The organism is Brevundimonas sp. FV1ps31S (genome assembly GCF_058681265.1).
The window spans coordinates 2,482,653-2,499,449 of sequence record NZ_CM178735.1 but is presented as its reverse complement, the minus strand read 5'-3'; the positions used below and the strand labels follow the sequence as shown (position 1 = coordinate 2,499,449).

Genomic DNA, 16,797 nt, shown 5'->3' with positions numbered 1-16,797 from the left:
TCCGGAACCCCATTCCATGGCCCGCATACCCCGTATCCTGCCCCTGATCGCCGTCGCCATCGGCGGCGTCGTCGCGGTGCGCGCCGTCGGCGTGGCGCCCGGCCTGTTCGAGGGCGCCAAGGCCTGGGCCGAGGAGGCCCCCGCTGCGGCCGGGGCGCCGGCCAAGCCGGCCCTGCCGGGCACCTGCGCCCTGTCGCCGGAACAACTGGCGCAACAGGCCGGGATTTCCCCCGCCGAGCTCAAGATCATCCAGTCGCTGTCGCAGCGCCGCACCGAGCTGGACGCCCGAGACCAGGACTTCGCCACCACCCTGCCGCTGATGGTCGCCGCCGAGCAGAAACTCGATGCGAAGGTCAAGGCGCTGGAGGCGCTGAAGGCCGAGATGAAACAGATGCTGGGCCAGGTCGACGAGCGCGAGAAGGCCGAGATCGACCGTCTGGTCCAGGTCTATTCCGCCATGCGGCCCAAGGAGGCCGCGCCGGTCCTGGCCACGCTGGAGGACCGGGTCCGCCTGCCGGTCGCCGCCGCCATGCGGCCGCGCACCCTGGCCGCCATCATGGCCCAGATGACGCCGGCCCAGGCCAAGGAACTGACCGAAAAGCTCGCGGCGCGCTTCCAGGCCCAGCAGATGGCCGCCCGCGCCGCCGCCGCCGAAGCGACGCCGCCGCCGGCCGCGCCGGTCGCAGAACAGGCCGCCGCCCCGGCGGCTGTGGCTGCGCCCCAGCCCACGCCCGCGGTTCAGCCGCGTCAGACGCCGCGTCCGGCCGCGCGCCGGCCCGCACGCCGTCCGGCGGCCACCCCGCCGGCCGCCGCCGGCCCCGCGCCCTATCAGCCATCGACCCCCGCCAAGGACGAGCCGCGCCAGACGGTGCAGTAGTCGCATCCGGATTTTTCCGTAGCGGCGATACGCCAATATAATAACCATTCCAGCGCATCATCGCCTCACGCTCCATCCAAGGGGCGAGGCACAGAGGATGATACGCCGTGGTCGGCGAACTTCTTTATATGGCGCACCGTCTTCGGCGCATCCTGATCCTGGGCATGATCGCCGCGCCGCTGGCGGTCGCGGCCCTGATGGTGCAGCGAAGCCTGAGCTTCTGATCGGCGGTTTCGGTTGGCATCGGGGCCGGGCGCGGCTATCACCGCGCCTTCCCGCTATCCGAGCCGCCGAACGATCATGTCCGACACGCCCCCCGACCGCCTCTCCGTCGATCCGTCCAGCCCCTTCCACGATGCGGACGTGCTGCAACGCGGCGTCGGCATTCGCTTCAAGGGCGAGGAAAAGACCAATGTCGAGGAATACTGCGTTTCCGAGGGCTGGGTGCGCCTGTCGCTGGGCAATCGCGTCGATCGCAAGGGCAAGGCCCTGACGGTCAAGCTGCAGGGCGTGGTCGAGCCCTATTTCCAGAACGGCTGAGTCTTTCTAGGGTCGGGACTTTCCGAGTCTGGAGTCGCGCCAATGTCCCTTCGTCTGCTGACCGCGAGCGCGCTGGCGCTCGGTCTCGTCGCCCTGACGCCCGAGGCCAAGGCCCAGGATGCGGCGGTGGTGGAGCAGGCGATCGCCGTCCGCGACGCGGCGATGCGGTCGAATATCGCGCTCGATTACGTCACCCAGCTGACGACGCGGTTCGGCGCCCGGCCGGCGGGTTCCCGGTCCGAGCAGGACGCCGCCGCCTGGGCCGCCGACTATCTGCGCGCGCACGGTTTCCAGAACGTCCGCATCGAACAATTCCCCCTGATCGGCTGGGACCGGGGCGAGAGCTCGGCCGCCATTGTCGGCGACCACGCCCAGGCCCTGGTCGCCGCCGCCCTGGGCCATTCACCGGCGACGCCGCGCGGCGGCGTGGAGGCCGAGGTGGTGCGGTTCGCCTCGATGGAGGATCTGCAGGCCGCGTCTGACGCGGCCGTGCGCGGCAAGATCGTATATATCGACCTGGGCCAGATGCACCCGATGCAGGACGGGTCCGGCTATGGTCCCCAGACGCGCGTGCGCGGGGCGGGGCCGGGCGTGGCGGCGGCCAAGGGCGCGGCGGCCTTCGTCATGCGCTCGGTGGGATCGGACGAGGATCGGATGCCGCACACCGGCACCACCCGCTATGTCGACGGCAAGCCGACCGTTCCGTCCTTCGCCCTGTCGGCCCCGGACGCCGATCAGGTCAGCCGTCTGATCGCGCTGGGCGAGCCGATCCGGATGCGCCTGACCTCGACCGCCCACACCTATGAGACCCACAGCCAGAATGTCATCGGCGACCTGCCCGGCGCGACCCGGCCGGACGAGATCATCGTGCTGGGCTCGCACATGGACAGCTGGGACCTGGGCACCGGCGCCATCGACGATGGAGCCGGCGGCGCCATCACGGTCGCGGCGGCCAAGGCCATCGCCGACAGCGGGCGTCGCCCCGCGCGCACCCTCCGCGTGATCTTCTACGGTTCGGAGGAGGTGGCCCAGCCGACTCCCGAGACCGGCAACGGCGGCGGCGTCTACGCCCGCAACCAGGGCGCCGCCCTGGACCAGCACGTCATCGCCGGCGAGAGCGATTTCGGCGCCGACCGGGTCTACGCCCTGCGGCTGCCGGCGGGGGCCCAGGGATCGGACTTCCAGAAGGCCGCGACGCGCGTCCTCTATCCGATCGGCGTGCTGGCGTCCGATCGCGTCGAGACCGAGGGCGGCGTCGATGTCGGACCGATGGGCCCGCTGGGCGTGCCCTTCTTCGGCCTGGCGCAGGATGGGACCCGCTATTTCGACCTGCACCACACCGCCAACGACACCCTGGACAAGATCGACCCGGCGCAACTGAACCAGAACGTCGCCGCCTGGGCGGGCCTGGTCTGGCTGATCGCCAATTCCGACGTCGACTTCCGCGCCATGCGATCCACGGCTCAGGCCGCGCCCGCGCACTGAGCGGCTTGGCCCCGCCGTCCGGTTCTGGCTATAGAGCCGGACCGGCTCGCGGGCGTGGCGAAACTGGTAGACGCAGCAGACTTAAAATCTGCCGGACGAAAGTCCTTGCCGGTTCGATCCCGGCCGCCCGCACCAAGAGGCCGTCGCATGCCTCAGAACGGGAAGAAGATCGGGATCGCCACCATGGCCGCGCACCAGGTGATCAGGTTCAGCGGCAGGCCGACGCGAACGAAGTCCATATAGCTGTAGCCCGCCATGTTGAAGACCAGCACATTGGTCTGGTAGCCGAACGGCGTGGCGAAGGCGGCCGAGGCGGCCATCATGACGGCGACCAGGAAGGGGCGGGGATCCACGCCCAGGCTCTCGGCCAGGGCCACGGCGATCGGGGTGATCAGAACCGCCACCGTGGCGTTCGACAGCAGTTCGGTCGCGAACAGGGTTACGCCGTACAGGACGATCAGGGCCCCGAGCGGCCCCATGGGCCGGATGACGTCGATCAGCCGGTCGGCGCCGGCCGAGGCCAGGCCGGTCACCTCGATCGCCGTGCCCACCACCACCATGCCGGCGATCAGCAGCAGGATTTCGGGCCTCAGCCCGGCATAGGCCTCTTCCGGGGTGATGACCCGCAACAGGATCAGGGCGACGGCGCCGGCGAAGGCCGAGGCCGCGATGGGGGCCCAGCCGAGGCCCGCGGAGGCGATGACCAGGACGAAGACGGCGAGCGACATCATCGCGGGCCTCAGCCGGAAGGGCCGGTCGGCCGCGCCGTACAGTTCGACGTCGCCGAGATGGGCGTCGCCCGACCCGTCCGACTGGTTGCGGGATTCGCCCAGGCGGGGCAGGCCGAAGGGAATGAGCCGCAGGCGCCGTTTCGCCGCCTCTGCCGCCGGTCGGCGTCGCGCCGCCTCCATCTCGGCCAGGCGGGCGCGCTCCGCCTCGTCCTTTGACACCGACTTGCCCAGTTGCCGGGCGCCGACGAAATACAGCCACAGGCCGCCGACGACGGCGATGAACAGGCCCACGGGGGTGATCTCGAACAGGCCGAACACCGGCTGGCCCGCATTGCGCGCCATGTCGTTGACCAGGAGATTGGTCGAGGTGCCGATCAGGGTCAGCAGGCCGCCCATCACGGTCACGTGGCTGAGCGGCATCAGAAAGCGTTTCGGCGACAGGCGCAGCGACTGGGCCACGTCGCGGATCACCGGCGCCGCCAGCACGACGACCGGCGTATTGTTCAAGAAGCCCCCGACCGCGCCGCACAGGCCGATGACGATCCAGATCCCGGTGGCCCCCACCCGCGCCGCCAGCCGCGTGGCCTGGCGGATGAGCAGGCCCAGCAGGCCCGACAGTTCGACGGCGTAGGCGATGACGAACAGGCCGGCCAGGGCGATGACGGCGGGACTGGCGAAGGCGCCCTGCACCTCGACGGGCCGCACCACGCCGAGCAGCAGCAGTACGGCGGCCCCCGTCAGGGCGACGACGTCCGCGCGGGCCTTGCCGTGGATCAGCACGCCGACCACGCCGATGAGCACTGCCAGGGCGGCGATCTGGTCGAAGGTCATGCGGCTTGCAGACCGCTCCTCGTCGCTTTCGTCAACCTTTTTCGGAGGGGACCCCCCAAATGCGGGAACCCCATGCTAGGGTGTCTCCATGTTGGAACCGACCGTGTCGCCTCGCCCGTCGGTCGTCGCGCTGGCGGCGTCCATTCTCCTGCTCGCCGGATGTCAGCGCGAGGACGCCCAGACGCCGCCGCGCCCTGATCCGGTCGTCGAAGACACGCCCCCGGTCGTGGTCGGGCCTGCGCCCGTTCTTGACCGTGCGGGTCTGCTTCAGGCCATGGACATCGCGGCTTCGGCCTATGCGGCCGGCAAGGACCCCGGCGGCGGCGGCCTGGCCGGGCGCCGATTCGTCATCCGCCAAGCCTTCGGCTGCAGCGGACCGACGCCCCCGCCCGCAGAGACGACGCCGGGCGACGGCCTGGCCGCCTGGTCGTGGGGCGAGCGCCGCCAGGGTCTGAACCTGACCTTGGCGCCGGGCGACTGGACGGAGTCCTCACTGCTCGCCGGCGGCGCCGATAGCTGGGAGGCGGCCGAAGGCTTCTGGTTGCCTCGACCCTGGCTGCGGGCTGAGGGCTGCCCTGGCGCTTCTGGCGATCCCCTGGCGAGCGGGCCGGTCCCGCCGTCGCCCCAGACCGTTGGTCTGGCCGCCGTCTTCGAAGAAGACGGGTCGCGGCTGGGCCGCCGCAACGGGCGGGCCTATATGTTCACGGTGCGCGGCGAAGGCGATCAGCCGCCAGCTCCGCCGGCCGACGGCTATCGCCTGGTCCTGGAGGGGCGGATGACTGCGTTCGCCAATGGTCGCGCCATCCGTTGCCGCGCGGCCAGTCCCGACCAGAGGCCGGTCTGTATCGGCGCGGTACAGCTCGATCGTGTGGCCTTCGAGGACTCAAGCAGCCGCACGCTGAGCGAGTGGCGCCCGGGATAAGCCTGACAGCCGACCGGCGCCGGTTCAGAAGATGTCGCCGTTCGGCGGCGTCCGCACCGACATAATGGTCGCCAGACGATCGGCCGCCGCCGCCATGATCTCGCGGTCCGCCTGAGCCAGACCGTCGAAGCGGGAAGTGAAATCCTCGCCCAGCAGACCCGGCGCGGCCGCCAGGGCCCGCCGCCCTTCGTCGGTTAGACGGGCGTGCACGACGCGGCGATCCACGGTGGAGCGATAGCGGACGACCATCCCCTTAGCCTCCAGCTTGTCCAGCACGGCCACCACGGTCGGGGCCGACATGGAGGCGTCACGCGAGATGGCGCTGGTGCTGACCTCGCCTAGGGCGCGGATCGACTGCAGGACAAGCATTTGCGGCAGGGTCAGGCCCGTCAGCCGGGCGATCTCACGCGAGCGAACATCAATCGCCTGGGCGATCCGCCGCACCGAACGGAGCAGGGACGTGGACAGGTCGCCCGGCTGGTCAGGAGAAATCTCGCTCATCGGGTTGAACTCTTTCGCACACTAACCATTTGTACACGCTGCTTCCACAATTCAAGGAGGACCCATGTGCGGTCTGAGCGGCGAGATCAATTTCGATGGACGGCCGGCCGACGCCGGCGCTGTCCAACGCATGACGGATGCGCTCTCGCCCCGTGGACCGGACGGGTCCGGCATAGTGATGCGCGGCCCGGTGGGGCTGGGGCACCGCCGGCTGAAGATCATTGACCTGTCCGAGGCGGCGCAGCAGCCGATGGTCGACGCCGACCTGGGCGTGACCCTGGCCTTCAACGGCTGCATCTATAACTACCCAGAATTGCGGGAAGAACTTCAGGGGCTGGGCTTCCGCTTCTTCTCGCACGGCGACACCGAGGTCATCATCAAGGCCTGGAAGGCCTGGGGCGAGGCCTGCGTCGACCGGTTCAAGGGCATGTTCGCCTTCGTCCTGCATGAGCGGGACACGGGCCGCACCGTGATCGCCCGCGACAGGTTCGGCATCAAGCCGCTGTATCTGGCCGAACAGGGCAAACGGCTGAGGTTCGCCTCGACCCTGCCGGCTCTGCTGGCGGCGGGCGACGTGGACAAGACCATCGATCCGGTCGGCCTGCACCACTACATGACCTTCCACGCCGTGGTGCCGCCGCCGCACACCATCCTGAAGGGCGTGAAGAAGTTTCCGCCGGCGACCATCCGGGTGATCGAGGCGGACGGGACGGCCAAGGACCGGCTGTACTGGCAGCCGGACATGACCCGCCATGCCGAGGACGCCGACCTGACGGCCGAGGACTGGCGCGACCGGGTGCTGGACAGTCTGCGCGAGGCGGTGAAGCGCCGCATGGTCGCGGACGTGCCGGTGGGCGTGCTGCTGTCGGGCGGGGTGGATTCCAGCCTGATCGTCGGCCTGCTGGCCGAACTGGGGCAGAAGGATCTGATGACCTTCTCCGTCGGCTTCGAAGAGGCCAATGGCGAGAAGGGCGACGAGTTTGTCTATTCCGACCTGATCGCCAAACACTATGGGACCAAACACCATCAGATCTTCGTGCCGCACCAGCGGCTGATGGAGGCCCTGCCGGGGACCATCGGGGCCATGTCGGAGCCGATGGTGTCTTACGACAATGTCGGCTTCTATCTGCTGAGCCAGGAAGTCTCGAAACATATCAAGGTGGTGCAGTCGGGCCAGGGGGCGGACGAGGTGTTCGCCGGCTATCACTGGTACCCGCCGATGCTGGAGGCGACCGACCCGGTCGAGACCTACGCCAAGGCCTTCTTCGACCGCAGCCATGCGACGCTGAAGACCCAGTTGAACGGCGCATACATGGCCGACACCGACGTCAGCCGCGCCCTGGTCGAGGCCCATTTCGCGCAAGGCCGCGCCGCGACGCCGGTCGATCAGGCGCTGCGTCTGGACAGCCAGGTGATGCTGGTCGACGACCCGGTGAAGCGGGTCGACAACATGACCATGGCCTGGGGTCTGGAGGCGCGCGTGCCCTTCCTCGACCACGAACTGGTCGAGCTGGCCGGCCGGATCCCGCCGGAGCACAAGCTGGCCCAGGGCGGGAAGGGGGTGCTGAAGGAGGCGGCGCGTCTGGTAATCCCGTCCGAGGTGATCGACCGTAAGAAGGGGTATTTCCCCGTCCCCGCGCTGAAATACATCCAGGGCCCGTATCTGGAGATGGTGCGCGAAGCCCTGACCAATCAGGCGGCGCGCGATCGCGGCCTGTTCGACAGGGGCTATCTGGACACCCTGTTCGCCAATCCGACCGAACATATCACGCCGCTGCGTGGATCCGAGCTATGGCAGGTCGCCGTGCTCGAGATGTGGATGCAACAGCATGGGGTCTGACACTCGCCCGACGCGCCCCAAGGCCCACCGCCTGAAGCGGCTGCGGCACGAGGGGCTTAAGCCGCCGGTGCAGGCGGGCGAGGGGCCGACGCCGGACGCCGTGCTGGACTGCGGCTGGGGCCGTCTGCTGTTCGCCCAGACCTTCGCCTCGGCGGAACCCCTGGTCGAGGCCTTGCGCGCCGAGGGACCGGATCGGCGCGACATCGCCTTCTATGTCCGCAATCCCCACGTCCTGCTGGCCCAGGCGCCGCAGGAACTGTTCCTGGACCCGTCGCACACCTATCGGTTGGACTTGGCCACCTATCGCGCCAGCCCTCGTCAGCCGCGGGGGTTCACCGTCCGCCGCATGACGTCGGAAATGGACGCCCAGGCGGTCAACGACATCTACGCCAAGCGCAAGATGGTGCCGGTCCCGCCGGACTTCTTCTGGTCGCACCGGGACGACCGGACCCTGACCTATTTCGTCGCCGAGGATACGACGACCGGGGCGGTGATCGGCACGGTGACCGGGGTCAATCACGCCCGCGCCTTCGACGATCCCGAATGCGGTTCGTCGCTGTGGTGTCTGGCCGTCGATCCCCAGGCGACCCAGCCGGGCGTCGGCGAAGCCCTGGTCCGGCGGCTGGCCGAGCATTTCAAGACGCAAGGCCTGGCCCACATGGACCTGTCGGTCATGCACGACAACGACCAGGCCATCGCCCTGTACGAGAAGCTGGGATTTCGCCGCGTGTCCTTCTTCGGGGTCAAGCGCAAGAACCCGATCAATGAGGCCCTGTTCGTCGGACCGACCGACGACCACGACTTGAACCCCTATGCCCGGATCATCGTCAATGAGGCGCGGCGGCGCGGCATCCATACCGAGATCATCGACGCCGAGGGCGGACTGTTCCGTCTGAACTGGGGCGGCCGGTCGGTGCGGTGCCGCGAGAGCCTGTCGGAGCTGACTTCGGCCGTGGCGCTCAGCATCTGCGACGACAAGCGGATGACGCGGCGCATCGTCGAGGGTGCCGGGGTGCGTGTGCCCGAGCGGATCGATGTCGACAGTCCGACGGCGATAGACGCGGCGCTGGAGCGGTTCGGCGCCCTGGTGGTCAAGCCCGCGCGGGGCGAACAGGGGCAGGGCGTCGCCGTCGGTCTGACGACGATGAACGAGGTGCAGACGGCCCTGGTCCGCGCGCGCCGCATCTGTTCGGAGGTGCTGATCGAGGAACAGGTCCACGGCGAGGATCTGCGTCTGGTGGTGATCGACTACAAGGTCGTGGCCTGCGCCCTGCGTCGTCCGCCGCGCGTCATCGGCGACGGACGCACCAGCCTGCGCGCCCTGATCGAACACCAGAGCCGTCGCCGCGCCGCCGCCACCGGCGGGGAATCGACCATTCCTGTCGACGGCGAGACCGAGCGGACGCTGGCCGAGGCCGGTTATCGACTGGACGACGTGGCGCCGGAGGGGGCGGAGGTGCTGGTGCGCAAGGCGGCCAACCTGCACCTGGGCGGCACCATCCATGATGTGACGGAGGAGGTACACCCGACCCTGATCCGCGCCGCCATCGCCGCCGCGCGCGCCATCGACATCCCGGTCACCGGCATAGACCTGATGGTGAAGTCGCCGCGCGAGCCCGACTACGCCTTCATCGAGGCCAATGAGCGCCCCGGCCTGGCGAATCACGAACCGCAGCCGACGGCCGAGCGTTTCATCGACCTGCTGTTCCCCCTGTCCGCCCCGACCTCGGCGCGGACCGCTCCCCGATCCGAAGCCTGAAGGAGGCCGCTTGGCCCGTCCCGCGATAGACCTCGATTATCTGAAGGCCCGGTTGGCCGATCTGCTGAACACGCCCAGCCCGACCGGCTATACCGACGAGGCGGTCTGGATGCTGTGCCGGGAGCTGGAGCGGCTGGGCCTCGACTACGAGATGACCCGTCGCGGCGCCATTCGCGCACGCCTGTCCGGACGCGACGCCCGGCCGGCCCGCGCCGTCGTCGCCCACGTCGACACGCTCGGCGCCCAGGTCAAGCAGGTCAAGGCGAACGGCCGGCTGGAGCTGGTGGCCATCGGCCACTGGTCGTCGCGTTTCGCCGAGGGCGCGCGCGCAACGGTCTTCTCCGAAGGTGGCGCCTGGCGGGGCACCATCCTGCCCTTGAAGGCGTCCGGCCACACCTTCAATGAGGAGGTGGACACCCAGCCCGTCAACTGGGCCCAGGTCGAACTGAGGATCGACGCCGTGACCCACGGGCGGGACGACACCCTGGCCCTAGGCGTGGACGTCGGCGACATCGTCGCCATCGACCCCCAGCCGGAGTTCATGGACACCGGTTTTATCGTCTCGCGCCACCTGGACGACAAGGCGGGGTGCGCCACCTTGCTGGCCGCGCTGGAATGCATGATCCGCGAAGGCCGGACCCCGACCGTCGACACTTGGTGGCTATTCACCATCGCCGAGGAGGTGGGGTTGGGGGCCTCTTCGGTTCTGGTGCCCGACGTGGCGGCCATGGTCACGGTCGACAACGGCACGACGGCGCCGGGCCAGAATTCTTCGGAGTTCGGGGTCACCATCGCCATGGCCGACCAGACCGGCCCGTTCGACTGGCACCTGTCGCGCAAACTGGTCCAGCTGGCGCGCGATCACGAGATTCCGCACCAGAAGGACGTCTTCCGCTACTACCGCTCGGACTCGGCCTCGGCGCTGGAGTCGGGCGCGGATATCCGGACCGCCCTGATCACCTTCGGCGTCGACGCCAGCCACGGCTATGAGCGGATCCACGAAAGCGCCCTCGAGGACCTGACGCGCCTGTTGATCGCCTATGCTGAAAGCGACGTGGAGATCGTACGCGACGCCAAGCCGATGAGCAGCGCCAAGGGCTTCACCCATCAGCCGATCGACGATCAGCCCGACTGAACGACGGGCCGCCGCCCCTTGGGATCACCGGCGCGGATGTCTGGGCCCGGTTCCGGACGCGAATGCGATCAGCCGCCACGTCCGGCGGCGATGAAGGCTGAGATGGTCGGAAAGGACTCGGCCCGAGGACGCATGTTATCGCAGACGTAGGACTTGATCCCGCCATAGATGCCGCCCGACGGGGTGGAGTCCCAATCGGCGGTCTCCGCCATCCGTTCCCCCGTGGCGCCGTCCGGACCATAGACGATGGTCGCAGTGGTGCGAGAATGGCCGTCCGAACACCGGACCGACAGTTCTTCAACCTCATGGCTCAGGTCGCTCGCATCGCCTTGAGCCGGGACGCGGGCGAAACGGGTGGCGGCTATGCCTTCGACGGGCGTCAGGGTGTCCTGGTCCACCAGATAGATGATGCGGTCGCTGGCGGAAAACTGCGTCCAGGTTTCCGCCGCCGCAGGCGTGGCCGCCGCCAGGACGGCGAGGCTGATGAGTGTGAGTTTGGCGATTCCGCGCATGTGATCCTCCCCTAGAGGGAGAGGATTTGATACCCGTGATCGCCCGATTTCAAGCCCTTCCTGCCCGTGTCAGGGGCGCACGCGATCAGGCAGGGCCGCGACCTCTTCGGCGTTCAGGGATTTGGTCACCAGGGCGCGACAGGCGCCATGGCCGGGGGAAGCGCCCGGCACGAGAATCCGGACAGGATCGCCGACGCAGACCGTGTCGGATCCGCCTCCGGTCGGCAGTACCGCGATGGAGGTCGCCGAATCGAGATCCCAGCAACCGCCGGCGGTGTTGATGTGGAAGACGTCGTCGCGCAGCGAACGGATATAGAGGTTGGTCGATCCTTCGGTGCGGAAGTTGCGTACGCTGTCGGTCCGGAAGCAGCGGGCCTCGGCCCGGGCCTCACCGGTCCCGGCGGACGTGTCGGCGACGGGAGCGCAGGCAGCCATGGACGTGGCGGTCAGAATGGAGGCAAGCGTGGCGACAGTCGGAAGGCGGCGCATGGAAATTTCCCCTTTGTGAGCGGGGTGATTAGAGATTCCTGTATCTGAACGCTGGATGAACACCGTTCACGCCTGAGACAGCCTGTCCGGCTCGACCCGCGCCGCGAGCGCCTTGGGCAGAGGCGAGGGCGCGCCGGCGACAAGCGCAGCGATATGTTCACCCAGCAGCGGCGCTGCGCAGAAACCGCGCGAGCCCAGGCCGGACAGCAGATAGATCCCGTCGGCCCGCTGTCCGGCCAGGGGCAGGCGGTCGGGGGTCGTGGCGCGGATGGCGACCCGCCGGCGACGCTCGCCGGCCTCGGCCCGTTCGGCGAGCCGGGGCAGGCGGGCGCGCAGGGTGTCGAGGTTCTGGGCGCTCTCCGCATCGCGCGGCTCCAGGGCGACGTCGCCCCTTACATGGGTCGCGCCGTACAGGAAGCCGGCGACGGTGGGGGCGACATAGCCGCCCCAGGCCAGGCCGGGGATCGAGGGCCTTTCGCACCAGTCGGCCTGACCCCGCACCGGCGAAAGGCCGGCTCCGTCCGGCAGCAGGCCGGCCGCGCCCCAGCCGGCCGCGACCACCACGGCGTCGACCCGAGCCAGCATCTGGCCGCCCGGGCCCCGTACGATCCAGTCCTGATCGACCCGTTCGATCTGCGTCGCCTCGGCCGTGAGGATTTCCACACCCTCGAGCCAGGCCTTCAGGATGGCGGCAGGTTGGATCACCCGCGCGTCGGCCATCATCAGCCCGCCGACGGTTGACACCTCTCCCATGCGTTCGGACGCCGTCCGGGCGTCCACGATCGACATGGCCCCGTCACGCCACAGCGGCTGATCGGCGATCTTGCCGAAGCGGGCCGTGTCTCGCGGCGCATGGGGCAGTTGCAGGACGCCCTGGCCCAGCACCGCGTCGGGCGTGGAGTCGTACAGATCGCGCGCCCGTTCCAGCGCCTGGGCGTACAGGCCGGCGATGGCCGGATCTCCGGCGTCCAGTCGCGGGGTCGCCAGGCCGGCGGGAAAGCCCGATCCACCGGCGCCGGGCCGATCCGCCTCCAGCACCACGGGCGCCATCCCCGAGGCGACCAGGGCGCGCGCGACGGCGGCGCCGGCGATCCCGGCCCCGATCACCGCGACCGTCGGCCGGGCGTCCGGGCCTCTCGCACCGTTCAGCCGCGCCTCCAGCCGTTCGCGCTTGCGGCCATGGCCCGGCTTCTTCTCGACGACGAAGCTGCGCTCGGACAGGCCGCGTCGAACCGCCCCGGCCACGGTGAAGGTGGCGACCCGGGCGTCCGGCGCCGAAAGGGCGGCGATCCGGTCCATCACGGGGTCGGACCACATGGCGGGGTTCAGTGCGGGCGAGAAACCGTCCAGGAACCAGGCGTCGGCCGGCCCCGACCACTGGTCCAGCGCCCAGGCGGCGTCGCCGATGGCAAGGTCGAGGACGGCGTGGAATCCGGGCAGATCGAGACGATGAAAGCCCGGCGTGGGCGCCGGCCAGGCGTCGGTCAGGGCCTGCGCCGCCTCGGCCAGTTCGGGCCAGGCCCCCAGGGCGCGACGGGCCTCGTCCGCAGCGAGCGGGAAGCCTTCGATCGAGAAGATGTTCAGCCGCCCGCCTTCGGGCCGGGTCTCGCGCCACAGGGTCAGCAGGGCGGCGATGTTCAGCCCGGTGCCGAAGCCCAGTTCCGCCACGCTGAACCGGCGGCGTCCGGCCCAGGCGTCGGGCAGGCCGCAGCCGTCCAGAAACACCGCGCGCGTCTCGGCTAGACCGTCGTCGCGCGAGAAATAGACATCGCCGAACCGTCCCGAGCGCGGCTCGCCCTCCTCGGTCCAGGTCAGCTGCGGGGAGGTGTCGTCGATCATCCTGGGCGCTCTAGCACCTTGGCCGCCCATAGGAAAAAAGGCCGCACCCGATGCGGGGCGGCCCGTTCAATGGCGCGGAGCCTCAGTGGCCGCTGTCGTGGGCCGGAGCTGCAGCCGGGGCTGCTGCCGGAGCGGCGGTCGCCGCGGCGTGGGTCGTATCGGTCCCGCCATGGGTCTCCTCGGCGGCGGCGGAGGCCGTCGCGGCGTTGGCGTCCTGGGCGGCTTCATTGGCGGCGGCGGCGGCCTCGGCGGCGGCCTGGTCGGCGGTCAGGGCGGCTTCGGCGGCGGTGCCTGCGGCCTCGACAGCGTCGCTGGCGGCCTCGTGAGCCTTTTCCTCCGGCGCCTTGGAGCAGGCCGCGAAGACAAGAGCGGCGGTGGCGAGGGCGGCGAGGGCGGTGATGCGCATGAGAATCCTCCGGATGCTTCTTTTCGCGAGGGTCGAGCCTCGCCTTCAACGATACCGTCGCCGCGAACCCCTGAGCAAGGCGGATCGGGATCGGGCGGGCAGGCTGTCAAACCATTGGGCGGACCCGGTGTTCCGGTCGCCCGCCGGCGTCAGTCGTTGCCGATGTTGTTGAGCACCTCTTCCATTTCGGCGAACGAGGGCTGTGAAGCGGACGGAATGTCGCCCCGGCCGATCTCCACCGAAATCTGGGCGGCGTTGCCGTGCAGGTGGGCGATCAGCACCGACTGGATCATCTTGTAGTAGGCCGCTTCCTCATTGATGATCGAGGTCAGGCGGGCGGCGAAGGGGCCCACCAGCCCATAGGCCATGAACACGCCCATGAAGGTGCCGACCAGGGCGCCGCCGATCATGCCGCCCAGGATCTCCGGAGGTTCGGTGATCGAGCCCATGGTCTTGATAACGCCCAGCACGGCGGCGACAATGCCCAGGGCCGGCAGGGCGTCAGCCAGGTTCTGCAAGGCGTGGGCGTTGTCGAGATGCTCGTGGTGGTGCTTCTCGAGCTGCTTCTCCATCGCGTCCTCGACCTGATGCGGATCCTCCAGGTTCATCGTCATCATCCGCAGGGTGTCGCAGATGAAGTCGACGGCGAAATGGTCCTTCAGGACCTTGGGGTACTTCTGGAAGATCGTCGATTCCTTGGGCTTTTCGATGTGGCTTTCCAGAGCGACGACGCCTTTGGACTTCATCGTCTTGGTCAGCTGGAACAGCAAGGACAACAGATCCTTGTAGTCCTGCTTCTTCCACTTCGGCCCGGCGAAGGTCTTGCCCAGGCCCGCCATCGATCCCTTGACCACCGTTATCGAGTTGGAAATCAGGAAGGCTGCGATGCCCGCGCCGCCGATCGCCATCAGTTCATGAGGCGCGGCGTGGAGGATGACTTCGAACTTGCCCCCAGAAATGGCGTAGCTGCCGAAGACGAGACCGAACAGCAGCACAATGCCGATGATCTGGAACATGTGACGCGAAATCCTGACCCGAGAGGGCTCAAGGATGGGCCTTTAATGATTAAGACGGCGTTTCGCGAACGCCGTCTTATCTTGTTTCAGAGGCGGCCTTCGCCGTTCAGGATGGCGGCGCGCGACGCTGCGGTCAGTTTCTGGTAGCCGGCCTTGCCCCCGCGCACATAGAGTGCGGTCCCGGCCTTTTCCGGATCGAAACCGTCCGCGACCAGGTCGGCCTTGCGGTATTTGAACGTGCCGGTGGTCTCGGCCGCCTCGATCAGGCGCAGGAAGACCGGCTGGGCGTATGCTGGCAGCTTGCCCTCGATATGGTCGGCCAGACGTTTGGCGTCGAACTTGTCGTCCAGCACCAGCGCCGCCATGCCCGCCTTGCCGTCCTGTCCCGGCACCGGCACCCCATAGACGATGGCCTCGGCGACGCCAGGCGCGGTCATCAGCACCTGCTCGACCTCGGACGTCGACACGTTCTCGCCCTTCCAGCGGAAGGTGTCGCCCATCCGGTCGACGAAGTAGAAATAGCCCTCCGCGTCCTGTTTCATCAGATCGCCGGTGCGGAACCAGCGGTCGCCCTTCTTGAAGACGTCGGTCAGAATCTTCTTCTGCGACGCGGCCTTGTCGGCATAGCCCGAGAAGTCGTGGCGGATGTCGTTGCCGATCTCGCCGATGGCCTCGCCGACCTCGCCGACGCGGGCCAGGCGGCATAGTCCGTCGGTCCCGCGGATGGGTTGTTCGCTGTCGACGTCGAACTGGACCAGACGGATGTTGATCTGTTTCTTCAGATAGCTGGGCACGCGGCCGATGGCGCCCTGTTTGCCGTCGAAGTTGAACAGCGAGACATTGCCCTCGGTCGAGCCGTAGAACTCCAGCACGTCGGGAATGGCGAACCGGCTCTGGAACTCGGGCCAGACGTCGGCGCGCAGGCCGTTGCCGAAGGCCAGCCGCAGCTTGTGCTTCTGCTCATAGGCCTGGGGCGGGCAGTTCACCAGATAGCGGCACAGCTCGCCGATATAGACGAACATGGTCGCGCCGGACGCGACGACGTCGGGCCAGAAGCTGGTGGCGGAGAAACGCTTGCGCACGACCAGCCGCGCCCCGTTCAGCAGGGCGGCGCCGACCCCGACCAGTCCCCCGGTCGAATGATACAGCGGCAGGACGTTGAAGATCCGGTCCTTGGGCGTCGAACGGGTAGCGCCGGCGAAGGCGCGCATATAGGTCCGGGCGCGCGAATGGGGGATTCGGGCCGCCTTGGGCAGGCCGGTGGTGCCCGAGGTGTAGATATACAGCGCGGTGTCGCGGTTGGTCAGACCCTCGCGGACCGACCGGGCAGGACGGACGGAGGAGGCGCCGCGCACGGGCTTGTCCAGGCCGCGTCGGTCGCTGGTCTCGTCCTCGTCCTTCAGGCCCAGGACCCACAGCATCAGGCTATGGCTGACGAGCGGACGCGCATCCTCGACCTGGCGCCAGCAGTCCTCGTCCGCCACGACCTGGAAGGCGTTGGAGATCGCCAGACAGTGGGCGAGGCCCTGGCCGCTGAGATTGGTGTTGATCAGGGCGCTGGCGATGCCGACCTTGGAAAAGCCGATCCAGGCCGCCAGATATTCGACCCGGTTCGTCATCATCAGGGCGATCGTGTCGCCGCGGTTCAGGCCCCGGCCCTTGGCCCAGTGCGCATAGCGGTTGGCCATGGCGTCCAGGTCGCGATAGGTCAGGCTGCGCCGTTCGTCCTCCACCGCGACGTTGTCGGGGAATCTGTCGACGGCCTCTTCGATGTCGTCGCACAATAGGATGTCGCTATCCAGCTCGATGGGCTTGATGCGCTTCAACAGGCGGAACAGGCCGCGAGCGAAGCGCACGTCCCTGCGGATATTGGCTACCAAACCCATGCTCGCCGATACTCCGGTCTCTGCGTGT

At 68.7% G+C, this 16,797-nt stretch carries 15 protein-coding genes and 1 tRNA gene; 8 read left to right on the top strand and 8 right to left on the bottom strand.

Annotated features, from left to right (window positions below; translation table 11 throughout):
* Positions 1-16 precede the first annotated feature (16 nt).
* The 4 genes from ACVPT3_RS11870 (at position 17) to ACVPT3_RS11855 (ending at position 3,037) form a co-directional block, all read left to right on the top strand.
* Positions 17-877 (top strand): MotE family protein, encoded by an 861-nt coding sequence (locus ACVPT3_RS11870; protein WP_492041087.1) that lies wholly within the window; start codon positions 17-19, stop codon positions 875-877.
* A 300-nt stretch (positions 878-1,177) separates the two neighbouring features.
* Positions 1,178-1,417, top strand: coding sequence for a DUF3297 family protein (locus ACVPT3_RS11865; protein WP_492041086.1), 240 nt, complete (start codon positions 1,178-1,180; stop codon positions 1,415-1,417).
* 42 nt (positions 1,418-1,459) lie between these two features.
* Positions 1,460-2,902: a M20/M25/M40 family metallo-hydrolase gene (locus ACVPT3_RS11860; RefSeq protein ID WP_492041085.1), complete on the top strand. Its 1,443-nt coding sequence runs from the start codon at positions 1,460-1,462 to the stop codon at positions 2,900-2,902.
* A gap of 48 nt (positions 2,903-2,950) precedes the next feature.
* A tRNA-Leu gene (locus ACVPT3_RS11855) sits at positions 2,951-3,037 on the top strand.
* 17 nt (positions 3,038-3,054) lie between these two features.
* On the opposite strand, the gene ACVPT3_RS11850 is transcribed toward ACVPT3_RS11855, so the two are convergent.
* Positions 3,055-4,464, bottom strand: coding sequence for an SLC13 family permease (locus ACVPT3_RS11850; RefSeq protein WP_492041084.1), 1,410 nt, complete (start codon positions 4,462-4,464; stop codon positions 3,055-3,057).
* A gap of 88 nt (positions 4,465-4,552) precedes the next feature.
* On the opposite strand from ACVPT3_RS11850, the gene ACVPT3_RS11845 reads away from it, so the two are divergent.
* Entirely contained in the window at positions 4,553-5,386 is an 834-nt protein-coding gene (locus tag ACVPT3_RS11845) for a hypothetical protein (protein ID WP_492041083.1), read from the top strand.
* A 24-nt stretch (positions 5,387-5,410) separates the two neighbouring features.
* Here the strand turns inward: ACVPT3_RS11845 and ACVPT3_RS11840 are convergent, their stop codons facing one another.
* Entirely contained in the window at positions 5,411-5,887 is a 477-nt protein-coding gene (locus tag ACVPT3_RS11840) for a MarR family winged helix-turn-helix transcriptional regulator (RefSeq protein WP_492041082.1), read from the bottom strand.
* A 64-nt stretch (positions 5,888-5,951) separates the two neighbouring features.
* On the opposite strand from ACVPT3_RS11840, the gene ACVPT3_RS11835 reads away from it, so the two are divergent.
* Genes ACVPT3_RS11835 through ACVPT3_RS11825 form a run of 3 tightly spaced genes read left to right on the top strand, consistent with a single transcriptional unit; the run spans position 5,952 to position 10,621 of the window.
* Positions 5,952-7,727, top strand: coding sequence for an N-acetylglutaminylglutamine amidotransferase (locus ACVPT3_RS11835; RefSeq protein WP_492041081.1), 1,776 nt, complete (start codon positions 5,952-5,954; stop codon positions 7,725-7,727).
* Positions 7,717-9,486: an N-acetylglutaminylglutamine synthetase gene (ngg, locus tag ACVPT3_RS11830; protein WP_492041080.1), complete on the top strand. Its 1,770-nt coding sequence runs from the start codon at positions 7,717-7,719 to the stop codon at positions 9,484-9,486. The genes ACVPT3_RS11835 and ngg overlap by 11 nt, the downstream gene beginning before the upstream one ends.
* Before the next feature lie 10 nt (positions 9,487-9,496).
* Positions 9,497-10,621 carry an osmoprotectant NAGGN system M42 family peptidase gene (locus tag ACVPT3_RS11825; protein ID WP_492041079.1) on the top strand — a complete coding sequence of 375 codons (1,125 nt, stop codon included), beginning with the start codon at positions 9,497-9,499 and terminating at the stop codon, positions 10,619-10,621.
* Between the two features lie 68 nt (positions 10,622-10,689).
* Here ACVPT3_RS11825 and ACVPT3_RS11820 read toward each other — a convergent pair whose 3' ends face one another.
* From ACVPT3_RS11820 to ACVPT3_RS11795, 6 genes are all read right to left on the bottom strand, one after another.
* Positions 10,690-11,133 carry a hypothetical protein gene (locus ACVPT3_RS11820; RefSeq protein ID WP_492041078.1) on the bottom strand — a complete coding sequence of 148 codons (444 nt, stop codon included), beginning with the start codon at positions 11,131-11,133 and terminating at the stop codon, positions 10,690-10,692.
* Between the two features lie 69 nt (positions 11,134-11,202).
* Positions 11,203-11,622 (bottom strand): hypothetical protein, encoded by a 420-nt coding sequence (locus ACVPT3_RS11815; RefSeq protein ID WP_492041077.1) that lies wholly within the window; start codon positions 11,620-11,622, stop codon positions 11,203-11,205.
* A gap of 66 nt (positions 11,623-11,688) precedes the next feature.
* Positions 11,689-13,461 (bottom strand): tRNA (5-methylaminomethyl-2-thiouridine)(34)-methyltransferase MnmC2, encoded by a 1,773-nt coding sequence (mnmC2, locus tag ACVPT3_RS11810; RefSeq protein WP_492041076.1) that lies wholly within the window; start codon positions 13,459-13,461, stop codon positions 11,689-11,691.
* 82 nt (positions 13,462-13,543) lie between these two features.
* On the bottom strand, positions 13,544-13,867 hold the full coding sequence (locus tag ACVPT3_RS11805; protein WP_492041075.1) for a hypothetical protein: 324 nt from the start codon (positions 13,865-13,867) through the stop codon (positions 13,544-13,546).
* A 149-nt stretch (positions 13,868-14,016) separates the two neighbouring features.
* Complete coding sequence (gene motA / locus ACVPT3_RS11800; protein WP_492041074.1) at positions 14,017-14,883, bottom strand: flagellar motor stator protein MotA; 867 nt, start codon at positions 14,881-14,883, stop codon at positions 14,017-14,019.
* 86 nt (positions 14,884-14,969) lie between these two features.
* Positions 14,970-16,769 (bottom strand): long-chain-acyl-CoA synthetase, encoded by a 1,800-nt coding sequence (locus tag ACVPT3_RS11795; protein ID WP_492041073.1) that lies wholly within the window; start codon positions 16,767-16,769, stop codon positions 14,970-14,972.
* Positions 16,770-16,797: the final 28 nt, after the last annotated feature.